The organism is Allotamlana fucoidanivorans (assembly GCF_045788535.1).
GTDB lineage: Bacteria > Bacteroidota > Bacteroidia > Flavobacteriales > Flavobacteriaceae > Allotamlana > Allotamlana fucoidanivorans.
In genome coordinates this window covers 2,469,286-2,487,907 of sequence record NZ_CP074074.1, presented here as the reverse complement: position 1 = coordinate 2,487,907, position 18,622 = coordinate 2,469,286, and the positions used below count along the sequence as shown (strand labels likewise).

Here is an 18,622-nt window from a genome sequence, read left to right as displayed (position 1 = left end):
TTGTATAAATATTTACTAGCTATTAAACTTCTTTTACTTTTAAAATAAAATTTGCTGCATTTTGTTTTATATAATCTAGATCCTCATCGGTTTCAATAGGTTCCCGTAATATACTTGCTATTCCAATACCCTGCGCTCCCGAATCAAACCATTCCTTTACATCATCAAGATTAATAGATCCTACGGCAAATAAATTAACCTTGTTTAAAGGAGCTTTTATAGACTTTAAATATGGTATACCCATGATATCGGCAGGAAATAGTTTTACAAAATCTGCTCCTGCTTCCCAGGCATTACAGACTTCTGATGGGGTAAGCGCTCCCATTAAAATAGGTATACCATTTTTATGTGCAAGAGAAATTAATTTTTTACTTGTATTAGGTGTAACTAAAAACTGTGCTCCAGCCTTTATAGCGGCTTTTGCAACTTGTTTATTAATAACAGTTCCTGCTCCAATTAAAACGTTTGGAAAAGCTTTTCTTGCTTTTGAGATCTCTTCTGCAAAATTTGGGGTGTTTGATGTAATTTCCATCACCTTAGCTCCCCCTGCAACCAAACTTGAAATTACTAACTGAGCCTTTGTATGATCCTTTAGTCTTGTTACAAAAATAAGTTTCTCTTTCTGAATAATTTCTACAAGTCTAGTTCTATTCATAACTAATAATTTTTACCAATTTGTAAATGACCCATCATCTTTTTTCAATCTAGGAATTTCAACTGGAACAAACTTACTTCTTTTTACTAGTTCTTCGTTAACTTCAACACCTAAGCCCGGCGTATTCAATACAGGATATTTTGAACCTTTTAATTTTGGCTGAGTTGGATAAAATCTAGAATCATTAGTGAGTACATGTGCTCCTGTATTTACTTCTTCTAACCAACTAAAATTAGGGCAAGCGGCAGCCAGATGTATAGATGCAGCGGTACAGATAGGTCCAAGAGGATTATGTGGCATCAAATCAATATAATGGGCTTCAGCCAATGAAGCTACTTTCATAGCTTCTGTAATTCCACCTACGTTACATACGTCTACACGGGTATATTGAGTAATATTTCTCTCTAAAAATGGCAAAAACTGCCATTTACTTGCAAACTCCTCACCTATTGCAAATGGAATATCTATTAAACTCCTTAAGCGCTCATAAGCAACCGGATTTTCGTCTCTAATAGGTTCTTCTATGAAATCTAATGTACCTGCTGGCATTCGCTTCATAAAAGAGTAGGTTTCAGGTATACTCAACCTTGAATGATAATCTATACCAATAGTAACACTTTTTCCCAATTCATTACGCAAGACAACCATCCATTCTGCAATTTTTGAAATTGATTCTCTAGGCTCAAATCGCGAAATATCATCTTGGTCTTCGAATTCAGCTGGTGCTAACCTGAGCATATCCCAACCTTCAGCCATTAATCTTTTGGATTCTTTTAGGAGTTCTTGCAGAGTAGAAAACCTAACGGAGGCAAAACATGGTATGTAATCGCGTTGCTTTCCTCCTAACAATTCATAAACAGGAACACCTAGTGCTTTTCCTTTTATGTCGTATAAAGCAATATCAATTGCTGAAATTGCAGCAGTTAACACCCTGCCTCCTTCAAAATATTGCCCACGATATAAATCCTGCCAAATAGCACCAATATCCATAGGACTTCTGCCAACAACTAAGGGTTCAAAATGTTTAAGCGCCCCTATTACAGCATACTCTCTGCCTGATAAACCAGAAGCACCCCAACCATATAATCCAGTATCAGTTTCTAATTTTACCACTAATTGGGTTCCTGCCCCTATATTTATAGGGTATGGTTTTACTGACGTAATCTTCATTTTAATCTTATTTTTTAGGAACTATACGTTCCACTTTTCCTATTAAAAAAGTATATGAGAAAAAACCCAAGAAAGCAATTGCCGCAATAAAAACTAGGGCTGGATTAAAATCACCATCTTTAACTAAATGACCAATAGCAGATGGAATAACAACAGCAGACAAGCCTCCTATAAAATTAAATACACCTCCTATCAACCCCATATTTTCTTTAGGTGCTATTAACGATATAAAAACCCATGCTATGCTAGCTAAACCTGTTCCAAAAAAGGCTATACCCAAAAACAAAATAATGTAAAAAGTACTATTGGTATAATTAGCACCTATAATACATGTAGATAGCAGCATGCCTATAATTACAGGTGCCTTTCTTGCAACCTCATTTGATACCTTTTTCTTTATTAAAAAATCTGATGTAAAACCTGATAATAAAACCCCAACGAATGCTGCTAAAAAGGGTAATGAAGCTAAATAACCAGATTTAATAAAATCTAACCCTCTAAACTCTACTAAATATGTAGGAAACCAGGTTAAGAAAAATATGGCTGTAGCACCATAACAAAACTGACCAATGTATACCCCCCAAAGTTTTCGATAAGAAAATGCTTGTACAAAATCATTCATGGCAAACTTTTTCTTTTGCTTATCAGCTACTTTAGTACCAACAAGCCCTCCTCCACTTTCAATATACTCTAATTCAGAAGCGCTTATAGTATTATGATCTTGAGGATCTCTGTAAAAAATGTACCAAATAAACGCCCATGAAATACCAATAATACCTGAAACAATGAATAATCCTCTCCACCCTAAAGCATCCTGTATCAGTGTTAAAAAAGGCATTAAAAAAGCTAATCCTAAAAATTGACCTGAAATATAAACCGCTATAGCCGACGCTCTCTCTTTTTCTGGGAACCATCTACTTACCACTAAATTATTTATTGGATATGAAGGTGCTTCAAAGGCTCCAATACTTGCTCTCAAACCTAATAAAGCTCCAAAAGAATTTACGAGTCCTTGAAATAAAGTAGCTATAGACCACAAAATTAAAATAACGGTATATAGTATTCTTGATTTTATCTTATCTGCCAAGATACCTCCTGGAATTTGAAGCGATGCATAAAAAATACCAAAAGCAGAAAACACATACCCCATTTGAACGGTGTCAATACCTAGATCTTTTCTTAAGGCAAATGCCGCTACCGAAATATTAGTTCTATCTAAATAATTTATTACTACTGTAATAAAAACCATACTTAATATACCGTATCTTTTCTTTGAGTTCGATTTAATTCTTTTATTACTCATTTGCTTATATCAGTTATTTATTTATAGATAAATATATAACTATCAGCTTCATATACTTAAACTGTATCAAATAAAACCCGAAATTGAACAGAAATTACTATTTTTCTTGAAATGGCATTGCTGAGATACACCACATATTTTAAATTGATAAATTCCTGTTCCAAGCCATAAAAAGTTTTATAACCGAAACTTGGAGTATAATTGTTTCCTGTTGTACCATATTACTATGTACTCAAAAAACAGCAGTTTTTATCGGTGTAATAATTTTAAATTTAATATCATAAAAAAATTCTACTGTTTGTAACTAAATACGGTCATCCATTAGAGTTTTGGCATAGGCAATATGAAATACCCAAACTTGATTTAATCCACCTCGGTTAAGGCTTCTATTCAATGAATTTCCACCAAATAAGGTGACTGGTATTGAAGCCTGTAGTTACATTATCTTTGCTTTCTGTCACAAAAATTAGCTTTCTTTATTGTATTATAGTAATTATTACCCTTTAACTACGCCACTATTATAATATAACGATTACATCTATTACTTTTATCAAATACTTTGTTGGTCTGTTTGTTAATAAAAGGTATTTCAAGTTTTTTAAATGCGTTATGAGTAAACCACCTCTACTCATTTTTATCTACTCAATTAGGATATAGATGTTTTGACAGGGTATGAATCCATAAATTTTTATCGCCAGTGTTCATTTTGTATTTTCATAAGTGACTATTTAATTGTTTAATTTTTAGTCAACCTATTTCAGGAAAGTGCACGCCTTAATTAAAAGAGCAATTAATGAGCTAAATAAATATGCATGTATTATGTTATAAAAGTACAATTTACGGCCAATTCATCTGTTTGAAAAACTTTCTCTAAATACACAATAAATAAACAATTTCTGAATTTTAGACTCGAAACAACAACGCTTCAAACCATTGAATAATACCAACTATTTTTATTGCTCATTTTCTACTAGCCATACATTTCTTAAATTCAAAATTTTCAAGTAGATTTGAATCATGGATTTGACCTTACTGATTGAAAACTTTTCAAAAGCATCGGTTCCTTTAAATGAAGAGGAAATTGAAGCGCTTAAAGATTGTGTAACCGTACGCCATGTAAAACGACGTCAATTCATTCTTCATGAAGGAGACATTTGCAATCATTACACATTTGTTATTGAGGGCTGTTTTAAAATGTATAAAGTAGATTTAAATGGTAAAGAACATAACCTTCATTTTACAACTGAAGAAAGTTGGATTGCTGATTTGGGGAGCTTTTTTACCAAAAAGAAAAGTGAATTATATATTGAAGCCATTGAAAAATCTACCATTTTACAAATAGAACGAGACGATTTATTATCGCTCTATGATAATTACCCAAAATTTGATAAATATTTCAGACTGTTTTTAGAAAAAGCGTTTGCTAAAGAAGAACAGCGCTCGCTTCATAATATAAGTTCTACCGCAGAAGAACGTTATTTACATTTTTTAGAAACCTATCCTAATTTGTTTAACCGGATATCAAACGTTCAAATAGCTTCTTTTCTTGGAGTGACGCCTGAGTTTTTGAGTGTTTTACGTAAACGCTTAATTAAACGTTAAATTACTAGTTTCGATCAAATTCAGATATACTGTTTTCTGCGTTCAACTTATTAAACATAAATCTAGCAATCTTCCATTCATCATAAATTTTTTCAAAAACAAAAAGTTCTCTATAATCTTCAGTGTTAACCAAGCCTGTATTTGAAACAGTAATAACCGAATTGGTCACAGCAAATGCAAAATCGTGATCAATTTCAATATCTTCAATATAGATATCTACTTTCAAGTTTCCCTTTAAAAAAATAGCTTCATGAGCACTCAAAACGTTCTGTAATCCTATAGCCGTCATTGTTTCTGAAGGCATAAACAAACTATCTTTACAAAATAGCTGTTCCAGCATTTTGGTATTACCAGTATTTAATGCTGTTTTATAACTCTCTAACAACTCTATTATTTTTTGTTTATCTATTTTATCCATGACCTTTTTTTAACATGATTAAATCTTTTCTCTTATAAAAATCAATTGCAATAATGACAATAGTATATTGATATAATTTTCACACACATATCAAACCGTTGTGCGCAATAAGCCCAGAACGCGCTTGATTCTGGGCTTATGCAACATGTAATTTCTACTACTTCATTTTTAGAATTTCAATGATTTTAATTTGAATGCTATATTGGTATTAAACAATCCTGAAAGAATAAAACCTACTCCTACCCATATACTTATAGCGAGAGTGCCCACCAATAAATTATTTGTAATGATAAAACCTACAATAACAGACAATACCCCACTTATTAAACCAAACCACCAATTTTTAACACCAGTTTTCTTAAAGTTGAAAGACTCTAAAAACGTCATTAGCCCTGAAATAATAATCCAAAAACCAACTACAAAAGGTAAAGTTATAGCCGTTATTCCTGGACTAGATAACAAAATAAAACCAAACACAATATCTATTATACCAATAGTTAAGCTCCATCCCCAATTATTAAATACTTTTCTTGTAGATAAGGCTCCAATCACCTGCATAATTCCTGTGAATAATAAGGTTATACTTAAATAAATCCCCATACCTACTAAGGCATCCATAGGATTTCCTACAATAAGGAAGCCTAAAGAAATTAAAACGATACCTCTTAATAATACTAACCACCAATTTTTTTTCAATGTTTTCATAATTTTAAATTTTAAAAGCTTTTCTCAATGCCCTTAGACGATAAACGAAAAAGCCATGTTTGTTTATTATTTTATATTTATTATTTGTTTTAAAGTAATCCTACTGTTGTTGTTAAACCCTTTTTATCTAAAATCTTAATTGAGGTGACTTCTCCATTCTCTTGTTCAACCACAAACAATTCTTTTGGATAATCCATGTTATGAATATAACCATCAAGGGTTAGCACTAAATCATTGCCTTTTGTTTTAGGATCATAGTTTATAGACTCAAGCACCCCACTTTCAATGATTGTTTTGTCTTCAAAATCTATTTTTGCTATTCGCCCCCGGTTTCCTGTTGACAACGTTTGAAGTCTGTTTTGCCAATCTGAAGGTTCTAGTTTTTTAATCACTTGCATGTTTTTATTATTAAAAATGTTATACTTTGTTTTGTGAAATAATTACACTGCAAAGATGCGAGCTAAATACAGTTTACACTTATAAGGCAGATTAATAACGTATCTTAATCTAGATTAAGACTAGAGAACCAATTCTTATTAATGCATTGATAAACAAATAGTTAAAAAACACATGTCTGCATTAACGAAATGAGATGTTGCTTTTTTTTTGTAAAAAGAAAGTTGTTTTTAGGGTAAAAAATATGTTTAACCGATAGACACGCACATATAGTTCATAAATACGGTACGTATCCTAAATTTTAAAACTAACAATAAGCTCCCTTTAATATTATGATATCTCTATTATAACGTGCTATTTTTATGAATTTACAGCAACTAAATACGTTTTTTATTAATAATTTTAAGATATCTAATTACCCGTATTTATGTATAAAAATGTACCCATCTTTTCTTCCTATTCGTTTGATAACAAATTTCTAGATGAAGTCTTTGATTCACAAGGTAATGTAAGAGACATATACAAAACACTTTTTGATTTATATGAGTGTCATAGTATATCAGATTTTGAAACTTTAAATGAGTATGCTAAAACTTCTTTTTTTAATCAAGGCATTACATTTCAAGTCTATGGAAATAATGAAACTAAAGAAAAGATTTTTCCTTTTGATTTGTTTCCAAGAATAATAGATCATAAAGAATGGCAGCATATAGAAAATGGTGTATTGCAGCGTAGTAAGGCATTAAATTTATTTCTAGAAGACTTATATCACGATCAAAACATTATTAAAGAGGGTATTGTGCCACAAGCACTTATTGAATCATCGGCTAATTATTTAGAACAGATGAAAGGCTTTGATCCTCCTGGAGGTATTTATAATCATATTTCAGGTACAGACTTAATAAAACATTCTGATGGTAATTACTATGTTTTAGAAGATAATATTAGGTGTCCTTCAGGCGTGAGCTATGTAATATGTAACAGAACAGCTTTAAAACGTGCCTTATTTGGAGTCTTTGATAAATATAAAATACATACGGTTAATGATTACTCCCAAAACCTATTAGATATTCTAGAAACCGTAAAACCTCAAGGTGTCGATAAACCCAACTGTGTAGTACTTACACCTGGTGTTTTTAACTCGGCCTATTATGAACACTCATATTTGGCTAAAGGCATGGGGGTTGAGTTGGTTGAAGGTCGTGATCTTTTTGTAGAAAAAGGATTTGTTTACATGAAAACCATCAACGGGCCTAAAAAAGTTGATGTTATTTATAGAAGAATTGATGATGCCTTTCTGGATCCTGAAGTTTTTAATCCCGACTCGGTATTAGGTGTTCCTGGATTGTTTTCGGCTTATAAAACAGGTAACGTATGTTTGGCGAATGCGCCGGGCACTGGAGTGGCTGATGATAAAGCCATTTACACTTATATGCCAGAAATTATAAAATATTACTTGGGGGAATCTCCTATTCTTAAAAATGTACACACCTATCATTGTAACCGAAAAGATGATCTTGAATATGTTTTAAATAATATTGCATCTCTAGTGGTTAAACCTGTTGATGAAGCTGGTGGTTATGGTATTTTTATCGGAAATAAATTATCAAAAAAAGAGATTGAAGATGTTAAAAAAATTATTTTAAAAACACCTAGAAAGTACATTGCGCAACCTATAATGTCGCTTTCTGTACATTCTACTTATATAGAAGATGAAAAATCTTTTGAACCCAGGCATGTAGATTTGCGTACGTTTACTTTACTTGGAAAAGATAAAAGTTATGTGCTAAAAAGTGGTTTAACCAGAGTTGCACTGAAGAAAGGAAATTTAGTTGTTAATTCTTCGCAAGGCGGTGGATCAAAAGATACTTGGGTATTAAAAAAATAGAAATTTATGTTAGCAAGAGTTGCAGATAATTTATTTTGGATGAGCAGGTATATAGAACGCTCAGAACATGTAGCACGGTATTTAAGGGTTAATTACTTTTCTTCATTAGACGCCCCTAATGAACTGTCTCAATCTAGACAATTTGTATTGAGGTCATTACTTTTTATGGTAGGAGACCCTATAAAAGACGATACACATGTAGCAGAAACAGATGTGCTCTATAACATTTGTTTAAACCTTAAAAAATCATATTCCATTATAAATTGCGTGAAATTGGCTCGTGAAAATGCTAATAGCTCGCGTGATTTAATCTCTACCGAATTATATGAAGCTATAAACAAGTTTTATCATTTCGTTTTAAACTATTCCTCTGATTATTTGGTTACCAAAGGATTGTATGATTTTGCCACGCATATTATAGAGTTTACCGCTATATTGAAAGCAAAAATTAGATGCACCTTACTGTATGATGAAGTATATTCTATAATTAATCTTGGGCTTAACATGGAAAGAGCTACCCAAGTTATTAGAATAATAAATGCTAAGTATAACGATATACAAGCCATTGAACTTAAAAGAGAAGAAGGCGCTTTGGTTGCTCCTACACTAGAATGGGATACCTTATTAAGATGTGTTGAGTCTTATGACATGATGAGACGCTTTACCAGAGAAACCCCAAATAGCATTAATACGTTAGATTTCCTAATATTGAATCACCAGTGCCCAAGATCAGTTATTAATAGTCTTTCTGATGTGGCACAACACATACAGGTGTTATCAGATGACATAAAACCCAAAAAAGGAACTACTGCATTTTTAGTTAATAAAATTTATGCTGAGTACCAGTATAAATACATTGAAGAAATTGAAGTAGATTTTAGAACATTTATTGAAAAAATACTAAATAAATTAGTTGAAATCAGTAAAAAAATGGAAGAAGAATTTTTCTATCATTAACTAGAAAAACCTAGTCATTTTATATTCTAATAGTTCTGAAACGCTTTTTTCTGTAATTTAATACCATGAAAAAAGCGTTAATGCAATCTAATAACATCACAGAAGCTGATGAGTCATTAATTCAGCAACAACAGCAACAGCAGCAGTAAATAAAGGTTTAAGTAAATTTTACTGAATTGTTTCTTGACTAGACGCTGCCTTGCTATTTAATGCTTTTATATCAACCGATACATTAAGTTTACTTGTTCCTGAGCTGTAAACTACCCCCTTTAAGGGTGGTACATCATAATAATCTCTTCCCCAGCCAACAACAATATGCTGGTTTTCTGGAATAGTATTATTCGTTGGGTCAAAATCAACCCAACCATATCCTGGAATAAATACTGCAAACCAGGCATGTGAGGCATCAGCTCCAATAAGTTTAGGCTTTCCAGGGGGTGGTACTGTTTCTATATAACCACTAATATAGCGTGCTGGCAACCCCACACTCCGTAAGCAAGCAATTCCTATTTGTGCAAAATCCTGACACACACCTTTCTTTTCTTCCATAACCACACTTAAAGGTGTTGAAACACTGGTAAAGCCCGAAACAAAACTAAAATCAACATAAATACGTTGCATAAGCTCTTTGGTCGCTTCAAAAACAGAACGATTTGGTTTAAAGGATTCTAAAGCATATGCCTTAATGTTCGCTTTACTGTTTTTAATTAAAATAGAATCTAAAATAAATTGCTTAGGCTCAAAATTTTCTTTGGTATTCCTATTCAAACTATTCAAAGCTTCCTCTAAAGTCACTTTAACACTCTCCTCTGAATAAAAACTGTTCTTGATAGCGGTATAGTCTCTAGATATTTTACAGATTGAAGTCACCTCTAACTTTTTATGCGCTTTCTGAATAGAAAAACGGGTCACATTATTACCAAAAAAATCTTTACGTTCAGAAAACTCTGTAGGCTCAGGATTAATAGCTACATGATACTCTAAAAGTTTTTGTCCAGGAGATTGCCTTGGCTTAATAGTAGCTATATTATGGCAAAACACAACTTCCTCGCTATAACTATACTCTGTGATATGTGTAATAAGAAAATCCATAGTCTTAATTAGCTAAACTGTTGTCTTGTGAGCTGACTCTGATCATTCACATGATTAAAATACGTATCGGAAATGGTTTTAGAGGTTTTATAAAGCAAGGCATTTAACTCTGACAATAAGTTGTTTAAATTTTCCCTCAAATACATGTTTTCTTCAGAAACAGAGACTAAATTGGCAACTGAAGCCAATCTTAGCTTTGAAAAAGCTTCAAAAATAGGTTTTTCATAATCTTGTAATGCTCCTTTAACTTTAGAGTGCGGTAAATGAATAATATCCTTTCTAACCCTATTTACCAAATAGGTAAGAGAACGTGCATATTTAGTATCTAAAAGAATGAGGGAAATCACACTACTAATATTAATATATGAACGATAACTATATCTATAAATATTTAAACTTTCATGGCTGTGTAACATGGCTTCTAAAATTTCATATTCAATATAATCATCCGTTACCACGGTTAACATGCTCTGAAAATTAGATACATTTAAAATAACGCGTTCAAGGTTAAGACCAATAAAATACAGTAAAAGTCCCTGATCTACCAAAATACTCTCTTCAATTAATCCCATAAAGGCAATAAGCCGCGTAATTAATTGATCTAGAACTTTAATTAATGCTTTATAGGATACGGATTCTTCATCTGCATTGATAACGGGATCCCAAATTTGATGAATACTTTCAAACACACGCCACATATCGGTGGACCACAGGTTTCTAATGGAGTAATACGAATTACTAAACATAGATAACGTATGCGCTAAGCTACCTACTTTATTCTTATCAACTATAACAGCAATGAGTTCTTCTCTGATATTTGAAATTGAAGGTTTTCCTTTATCTCCCACAAAACCCGGATAGGTATTTGTGAGTTGTGTTACCGAACGCAGTAAAATACTCAGTTTGGTATTGGTTTCTAAATCAATATCCTCTTCATTATTAATCATTTGATTAAGCACCATCCTTAAATGCCTACTAGTAACCAAAGCTCTACCAATATAACGTCCTGCCCAGTATAAATTCTCGGCAGTTAAACTAGGTAAATCATTTAACCCAGTGGCAACTGGAGTAACATTGGTTTCAACTCTTGGCGCTTTTATTTTTGATGCATTTTCATCTATAATGCAAAAATCCTTACTGGTTCCGCCACGCTGGTTACTTACCCGAACAGTTTCTTTTGTTGAAGATACTCTAACTAACCCACCAGACATAACACTATAACCCTCAGTATTAGCAATAGTGAATGCTCTACAAACCATATTTCTAGGTTCAAGTTTGCCATTCACAAAATTAGGTACTGTTGAAAACTTTATTTTTTCTTGAGCAACGTATAAATACGGGCGGCTTTTTATTTTATTTTTTAATTTTTCTAATTCTTGTGTGTTTAAAAACTCTGCAAACACAATACTTTCTCGGTTAGATTTATCTATTCGTTTGATTACTAACTTGGAAATATCAGACATTACATGATCTAATTCTTTCTTTTGTCCGCACCACCAAGTGGCAATTTGGGGTAAGATTAATTTTTCGTCTAAAAAATATTTAGCCACGGCAGGCATAAAAGGAATAAGCCCTGAGTTTTCAATGATACCAACCCCTACAGGATTAATAATGCTTACATTTCTTCGCCTAACAACATCTAATAAGCCGGCAACACCTAAATAAGAATCTTCTCTTAATTCTAACGGGTCAACAAACACATCATCTACCCTTCTATACACCACATCAACTTGCTTTAAAGCTTTAAGGGACTTCATCCAAAGCTTTCCGTCTCGAACTACCAAATCACTACCGCGTACTAAAGGAAACCCGTAATAAGAGGCTAAATAAGCATGTTCAAAATAGGTTTCATTATGTGGTCCTGGCGTGAGAACAACAACCGTTGGATTTAATGTTTTAGCTGGAGCTGATTGGATTAACAGCTGGTTAAAATCATTGAAAAACCGGTCTTGATCACCAACATGTATGCTTCTGTATACATGAGGCAGTACCCGACTAGAAATTGTTCTATTTTCTAAGGAATACCCCATTCCTGAAGGTGCTTGTGCCCTATCATTAACCACCCACATTCTTCCATCTGGGCCTCTAGACAAATCAGCTGCATAAACGGACAGGTATTTTTCTGTATTCAGCTGAATACCATCACACTGCCTTAAAAAGCCTCTATGCCCAAAAATGACCTCATGAGGAATTATTCCGTTTTTAAGCAATTCTCTATTGCCATAAACATCCTTAACTACTAAATCAAGTAATGTAGCTCTTTGCTGTAACCCTTTCTCAACATCGTTCCACTCATTTTTGTGCATTATGAAAGGCACAAGATTCAAACTCCATGGACGATTAAGGCCTTTGGGGTCATTATAAACGTTGTAGGTAATACCATTTTCGGCCAAATTCCAATCAATTTCTTTTTGTCTAGAAATTAATTCGTCGCGCCCCAAGGTTTTTAACGTGTCGTATAAATTCTTCCAAGTCGTTTTAACCTGCTTGTTTTCATGAAACATCTCATCGTAAGACACCCCATCAAAATAGTTTTCAATTAATGACTCAACATCCAGCTTCATTAGAACTTCATTATTTTTTACGCAAATCTAATGTATTTGGAAATTCTGGATCAATAGGAAGCGTTTTATATCTAAATTTTCTTTTACTTCCCAGCGCTTCAACTACCCTAAGAGGTCCAGCCACATCACTAGCTGTAATCTCTTCTATAATATCAACTTCTGTTTGTGTTTCACCAATATCCCAAAAACGATTAATACGTCTCGATTCTGCTTCAAAACTATTCACTGGAAATGTATCATAAGATCGGCCTCCTGGATGCGATACAAAATATTTACACCCTCCTATAGACTTTCTGTTCCATGTATCCACAATATCAAAAGCTAATGGCGTATCAACACCAATAGTAGGGTGTAAGGCTGAATACGGATTCCACGCTTTGTACTTTACACCGGCTACATACTCGCCTTTTACGCCTGTAGGCTGTAACTGAACTTTTACTCCGTTACAGGTTAACACATATCGTTCTCTAGTGAAATTAGAAACTTTTACCTGTAAACGCTCTAGCGAAGAATCTACATAGCGTGCAGTTCCACCACCTGTCATTTCTTCTCCCAGTACATTCCATGGTTCTATGGCAGCTCTTAATTCCAGATGAATATTATTAATATCAACCATACCATGCAATGGGAATCTAAATTCAAAAAATGGATCAAACCAACTTTCTTCAAATTTATATCCTGTTCTATTTAACTGATCTACTACATCCTTAATATCTTCTCTTACAAAATGCTCTATTAAAAATTTATCATGTAACTCGGTACCCCAACGGACTAAATCATGTTCATAAGGTTTTTTCCAGAACCAAGCCACTAAAGCCCTCACTAAAAGCATTTGTACCAGACTCATTTTGGGATGCGGTGGCATATCAAAACCTCTAAGCTCTAAAATACCTAAACGCCCAGAAGACGAATCGGGTGAATACAATTTATCTATACAAAATTCGGCTCTATGTGTGTTGCCTGTTAAATCTGTTAATAAATGTCTGAACAACCTATCCGTGAGCCAAAACGGTACTTCGCCATTTTTAGGAATTTGACTAAATGCTATTTCCAACTCATAGAGATTTTCCATGCGTGCTTCATCTATACGAGGGGCTTGACTTGTAGCTCCAACGAATGCTCCTGAAAACAGATAAGAAAGCCCTGGATGATGTTGCCAAAATGTTAGCAAACTGCGCAATAAACTAGGTTTACGAAGTAATGGACTATCAGAAGGTGTAATACCTCCTAGAGTTACATGATTTCCACCTCCTGTTCCTGTATGTTTACCATCAAGCATAAATTTTTCAGTACCTAATCGTGCTTTTTTGGCCTCATCATAAAGCATAAGCGTATTATTCACTAAATCACCCCAATTATGAATTGGATGTACGTTTACCTCAATCACCCCAGGATCTGGGGTGATTTTCATGGATTCTATCCTGTTGTCATGAGGTGGATTATACCCTTCTAAAATCACGGGAATATTTAATTTTTTAGACACAGCTTCAATAGATGCTACAAGGTCTAAAAAAGCTCCAATTGAATTTAAAGGTGGTAAAAACAAATACAGTTTATCTTCTCTTATTTCAGAACAAATGGCTGTTCGCACAAAGTATTTTGGCTTGTTAGCGTCCAATCCATTTTTAGAAAATGCCTTATACCGTAAGTTTACCAAGCGTTTAAAACTTGGTAATTGCTTCCGTTTTTTAAATAAGTCTGGCTCATACATAGGAAAATCAGCGTATTCCGGCTTTGTTTCCAATGAACTTAAAGGAAGCCTTAAACCTATAGGTGATGTTCCAGGAGTTAAAAACAAATGTTTTCTTCGGAAAACCCATTCTGAACTAAACCATTGGTCACCAGACTTATTTAACGGTAAAATAAATCCTGCTGCCTTATGGGTTCCTCTATTAAGTATCTCAGCAATACGCTCCCTTATTAAAGCGTCACTATCATCTTCCGTAGAGTCAATATCAATTGGCATATTCCCTTCTTCCCATAAAGTATAAAAAGCATCTTCATAGGCAGGTATAACACTGCTTTTAGAAATAGCTAAATAATCACAAAGCGTTTTCAAAAATGTAATATCGCTCCCTTTGGGAACCATAGGGTTTGGTGCAAAACTGGATAATAACTCTTGGTTATGCCAAATCATTTTGCCATCTTTTCTCCAATAAAGCTGGATTTCCCAACGAGGTAGCGGTTCTCCAGGGTACCATTTCCCTTGTGCATGGTGCAACATACCTCCTTTTCCCATTTTACCTAACAACCTCTTAGTAAGCTCATTAGCTAATTGCCTTTTATGAGAACCATCGGCATCTGTATTCCATTCAGGAGCTTCCATATCATCTATAGATACAAACGTAGGTTCACCTCCCATGGTTAGCCTAACATCTCCTTTTTGTAAATCGCGTTCTACTTTATGGCCTAATCTATTTATAGCTTTCCACTGTTCTTCTGTATAGGGTTTGGTAACGCGTGGGGATTCTAATATTCTGGTTACTGAATTGCTAAATTCAAATTCAGTTTCACAAGGATCTGTCATCCCTGTTACAGCTGCAGCACTATCATAATGCGGGGTACAGGCTAGTGGAATATGTCCTTCGCCTGCCAGTAAGCCTGAGGTTGCATCAAAACCAATCCAACCTGCTCCAGGTAAATAGACTTCGGTCCATGCATGCAAATCGGTAAAATCTTCTGCTGGACCTGAGGGGCCATCTAAAGAAGGTTCATCTGCTTTTAACTGAACAATATAACCAGAAACAAAGCGGGCACCAAACCCTAAACGCCTAAGAACTTGTACAAATAACCAAGCATAATCTCTACAAGATCCTGTTTTACATGCCAACGTTTCTTCAGCCGTTTGAACTCCAGGCTCTAACCTAATATTATAAGATAAGAATTCATATATTTTTTGGTTAAGGTCTGTTAAGAAATATATGGTTTTTCTTGGTGTATAATCAATGGTTTTTAAAAAAGCCTCTATTAGCTCGCCGGAATCATTGATTTCAAGATACGGTGTTAATTCTTTTTTTATACTTTCGGCGTATTCAAAAGGGTATTCTTCTACACTTTCTTCTACAAAAAAATCGAAAGGGTTTATGGTTTTTAAATCGGCTATAATTTCTACATCAATAGACAACTCCTTTGTTTTTTCTGGGAATACTACCCTAGCTTGATAGTTTCCAAAAGGGTCTTGTTGCCAATTAAAAAAATGCTCTTCAGGGGTTATTTTCAAAGAATAGGATTCAATAGGCGTTCTGCTATGTGGTGCAGGTCTTAGCCTAAAAATGTGAGGAGATAAGTTTACTTTCTTATCAAATTTGTATGAGGTTTTATGAGAAATAATAACTTTTAAAGCCATAGATTGTTTTTAATTGACAGGTATTTCTTTTGGAATAAAGTTATTTTAATATTTCTAAAAAAACTATTATTTAAATCGATAAAAACTCCTAAAACCCTATCTCAAAGATAGATATAGCATATCCTTTTTATTTATGCTTAAAATTGATATATCCTTAAAAAAAATTAAGGTCTGTTATGCATATCATATTTTAGAAATCTTTGTGTCCTCATAATAAAATAGACTTGTTTTCATAATTCAACAGTTGTAAACAAACAAAAAAAGCGTTTGTATTAGGACAGTAATTACTAAAGAATACAATCCTTTTTGAATGAATTTTAAAGTTGTGAAAAATAAATTGAAGCAACAAAAAACCCTATAAACTAATATTTACAGGGTTTTTCTTTGTGACCACGCCAGGATTCAAACCTGGAACCTCTTGAGCCGTAATCAAGTGCGCTATTCAGTTGCGCCACGTGGCCATTTTTGTGGCTGCAAATATACAGTTTTTATTAAAAGACTACCAAATATTTTTATCTATTTTAAAATAATTTTCATACAATTCGTCTACCCCTTTTAAGGAGGCCTCTATTTTGAAACAATTTGCAAATAGATTAGATTTAGTCCCTAAATTTATTTCTTCACCATATCTTAATTTTACTTTATCTTAGAAGCAAAAATCGAGTCAATAAATGCATCCATTAACATTTGCTTTTAATATGAACTCAATTTTACTGAAAGCCCGACCAGTTCTTAAATTATCAATTAAATTTTGAGTTATATATTAAAAATACTCAAGCCCATTTACAATCAATAAACGGGCTTGAACTTCTTACATAAAACTTGGTTTTATGCTACTAAAATAATAAAACTAACTTAACAAAACACTATGGTCTTTCTTCTACATCATTAATGTAGAAGTTATCAAAATATGCTACATAATCAGAATTACCTGCTCCATTTGGTAATATTCTAAAATATAATTGTGATAATACTCCTGTGGATGTAAACTCTTTTTCAACGGTAACCCATTGACCTCTTACTTGATCAGGATTCACCCAAAAATTAGCCCATTCCTGCAATCTCCACAAACTAATTTCACTTGGTAAATTTGTGGAAGATTCCAAATACATTGAAAAACGCATAACATATTTTTTTCCTGCTTCAAAAGTAATTGCATCAGTATTCAACATAGATCTCATAGCACAACGTTTTCCATCTTCCATAGTCAACTTCATACTATAATCGCCTTTAAATGCTTTATCGGTTGTAAATTCATAATCGCCTTGATTTTCTCCCCAGGCAGGTGTAAATGGTCCCCATCTATTACCTCCATCTTCAAAACTAGCAATGGCGGGTGGTAACATATTTACATCATGCATGATTACCGGTAAATCTGTAAAAGCAACTGGCTTACGCGTATCTGTAGACTCTAATGTTCCATTACCATCATAAGAAACTGTAATCACATCTGGTCTATAAATAGGATCATTCAATTTAATCTGTAACAATGTTGCATCAGTAGGATGCAATTCAACCGAAGCAATTGAAAAATCCGTACCATTAACTGTAACCTTAAAATATGGCTCTTGACCAACAAAAGGTGCAAACTCACCATTAAAAGGCACTTGTATTGTTTCATCTTCTAATTCAATAACATCACCAGACACAACAAATGGCTTTGATGAGGGTATTACTTTTATTGGAGATGTTATAATGTATCTTGCCGATCCTCCTGGAATATTCTGTCCACTTCTTACTACATTAACCCCTGCTTGAAAAACTCCAAGTTTTTTAAAGATAATGTTGGCTACTTGTTCGCTGCTTCCTGCCACAACATCTTCTGGCGTTGATGGCACACCTTCTTTAGGCATATAGCGTACAAACCAATTACGCCCAGTTGGCTCTCCTTGCGTCGTTAAATCTTCAAACTCTAAAAAGTCTCCAGCCTCGACGTAAATTGTATCTGTACTGGTGTGATCAATCTCCAATCCGTTTTGTCTTACCTTAATCACAGGCGCAATAGTATCCCATACCTTAACAGAAAAGGTAGTATCAATAACCCATTGACCATTAATCCTCTCAGAACCTACAAAATAATCTTCAACACCATTGTTTCCACGAAAAGTCACAGAGTCTTTAAACGTATTATATAACCTTACCTCTTTCATACCTGCTTCTTGAAAATACACATGTACCGTTTTTGCATTTGACACCTGCTCTCTCGGTTCTATTATGAAGTTTTCAAGAATGCTATCTTGTCTTTTTATAGGCCCTTTCAAGAATGTTAATCCTGTTGATTTTAACTGCCATTCATGACTCGTAGTACCATAAGACAAATCAGAAAACGAAATGAAATTATTCAATGCAATGTTTAACTCTTTAGCTTGACCTGTACTCAAGTAAAAACCAACATCAGTAAGATCTGTGGGTGGCTCATAATCATCGTCTTGACATCCTATCAGTGCACCCACAACCAAGAACATCAATAATATTAATTTATTTTTCATTTTGTATATTTTAATTTCTTTAAACATTTTTTAACCT

General features: G+C 33.6%; 13 protein-coding genes and 1 tRNA gene. 3 read left to right on the top strand and 11 right to left on the bottom strand.

Going from position 1 to position 18,622, the window contains the following annotated elements:
• Positions 1–22: 22 nt before the first annotated feature.
• Genes KFZ70_RS10960 through KFZ70_RS10950 form a run of 3 tightly spaced genes read right to left on the bottom strand, consistent with a single transcriptional unit; the run spans position 23 to position 3,128 of the window.
• On the bottom strand, positions 23–655 hold the full coding sequence (locus tag KFZ70_RS10960) for a bifunctional 4-hydroxy-2-oxoglutarate aldolase/2-dehydro-3-deoxy-phosphogluconate aldolase (RefSeq protein ID WP_139695275.1): 633 nt from the start codon (positions 653–655) through the stop codon (positions 23–25).
• Positions 656–667: 12 nt separating this feature from the next.
• A complete protein-coding gene (locus KFZ70_RS10955) occupies positions 668–1,825 on the bottom strand; it encodes a mandelate racemase/muconate lactonizing enzyme family protein (protein WP_139695276.1) in 1,158 nt (385 codons plus the stop codon).
• A 7-nt stretch (positions 1,826–1,832) separates the two neighbouring features.
• The gene (locus tag KFZ70_RS10950) at positions 1,833–3,128 is read right to left on the bottom strand and encodes an MFS transporter (protein ID WP_139695277.1); all 1,296 of its coding nucleotides are present in this window, start codon (positions 3,126–3,128) and stop codon (positions 1,833–1,835) included.
• A gap of 1,017 nt (positions 3,129–4,145) precedes the next feature.
• On the opposite strand from KFZ70_RS10950, the gene KFZ70_RS10945 reads away from it, so the two are divergent.
• Complete coding sequence (locus KFZ70_RS10945) at positions 4,146–4,730, top strand: Crp/Fnr family transcriptional regulator (RefSeq protein WP_139695278.1); 585 nt, start codon at positions 4,146–4,148, stop codon at positions 4,728–4,730.
• Positions 4,731–4,734: 4 nt separating this feature from the next.
• On the opposite strand, the gene KFZ70_RS10940 is transcribed toward KFZ70_RS10945, so the two are convergent.
• The 3 genes from KFZ70_RS10940 to KFZ70_RS10930 form a co-directional block, all read right to left on the bottom strand.
• Complete coding sequence (locus KFZ70_RS10940) at positions 4,735–5,148, bottom strand: nuclear transport factor 2 family protein (RefSeq protein WP_139695279.1); 414 nt, start codon at positions 5,146–5,148, stop codon at positions 4,735–4,737.
• Between the two features lie 168 nt (positions 5,149–5,316).
• Positions 5,317–5,853 carry an HdeD family acid-resistance protein gene (locus KFZ70_RS10935; protein ID WP_139695280.1) on the bottom strand — a complete coding sequence of 179 codons (537 nt, stop codon included), beginning with the start codon at positions 5,851–5,853 and terminating at the stop codon, positions 5,317–5,319.
• A gap of 89 nt (positions 5,854–5,942) precedes the next feature.
• Positions 5,943–6,251: a DUF5335 family protein gene (locus tag KFZ70_RS10930; protein ID WP_139695281.1), complete on the bottom strand. Its 309-nt coding sequence runs from the start codon at positions 6,249–6,251 to the stop codon at positions 5,943–5,945.
• Between the two features lie 425 nt (positions 6,252–6,676).
• Between KFZ70_RS10930 and KFZ70_RS10925 the strand changes: the two genes are divergently transcribed.
• Complete coding sequence (locus KFZ70_RS10925; protein ID WP_139695282.1) at positions 6,677–8,137, top strand: circularly permuted type 2 ATP-grasp protein; 1,461 nt, start codon at positions 6,677–6,679, stop codon at positions 8,135–8,137.
• 6 nt (positions 8,138–8,143) lie between these two features.
• Entirely contained in the window at positions 8,144–9,094 is a 951-nt protein-coding gene (locus tag KFZ70_RS10920) for an alpha-E domain-containing protein (protein ID WP_139695283.1), read from the top strand.
• 168 nt (positions 9,095–9,262) lie between these two features.
• Here the strand turns inward: KFZ70_RS10920 and KFZ70_RS10915 are convergent, their stop codons facing one another.
• From KFZ70_RS10915 to KFZ70_RS10895, 5 genes are all read right to left on the bottom strand, one after another.
• A complete protein-coding gene (locus tag KFZ70_RS10915) occupies positions 9,263–10,186 on the bottom strand; it encodes a transglutaminase family protein (RefSeq protein WP_139695284.1) in 924 nt (307 codons plus the stop codon).
• An 8-nt stretch (positions 10,187–10,194) separates the two neighbouring features.
• Positions 10,195–12,750 carry a circularly permuted type 2 ATP-grasp protein gene (locus KFZ70_RS10910; RefSeq protein ID WP_139695285.1) on the bottom strand — a complete coding sequence of 852 codons (2,556 nt, stop codon included), beginning with the start codon at positions 12,748–12,750 and terminating at the stop codon, positions 10,195–10,197.
• 10 nt (positions 12,751–12,760) lie between these two features.
• The gene (locus KFZ70_RS10905; protein ID WP_139695286.1) at positions 12,761–16,096 is read right to left on the bottom strand and encodes a DUF2126 domain-containing protein; all 3,336 of its coding nucleotides are present in this window, start codon (positions 16,094–16,096) and stop codon (positions 12,761–12,763) included.
• A gap of 387 nt (positions 16,097–16,483) precedes the next feature.
• A tRNA-Arg gene (locus tag KFZ70_RS10900) sits at positions 16,484–16,557 on the bottom strand.
• Positions 16,558–16,962: 405 nt separating this feature from the next.
• A complete protein-coding gene (locus tag KFZ70_RS10895; RefSeq protein WP_158293175.1) occupies positions 16,963–18,585 on the bottom strand; it encodes a carbohydrate binding domain-containing protein in 1,623 nt (540 codons plus the stop codon).
• Positions 18,586–18,622: the final 37 nt, after the last annotated feature.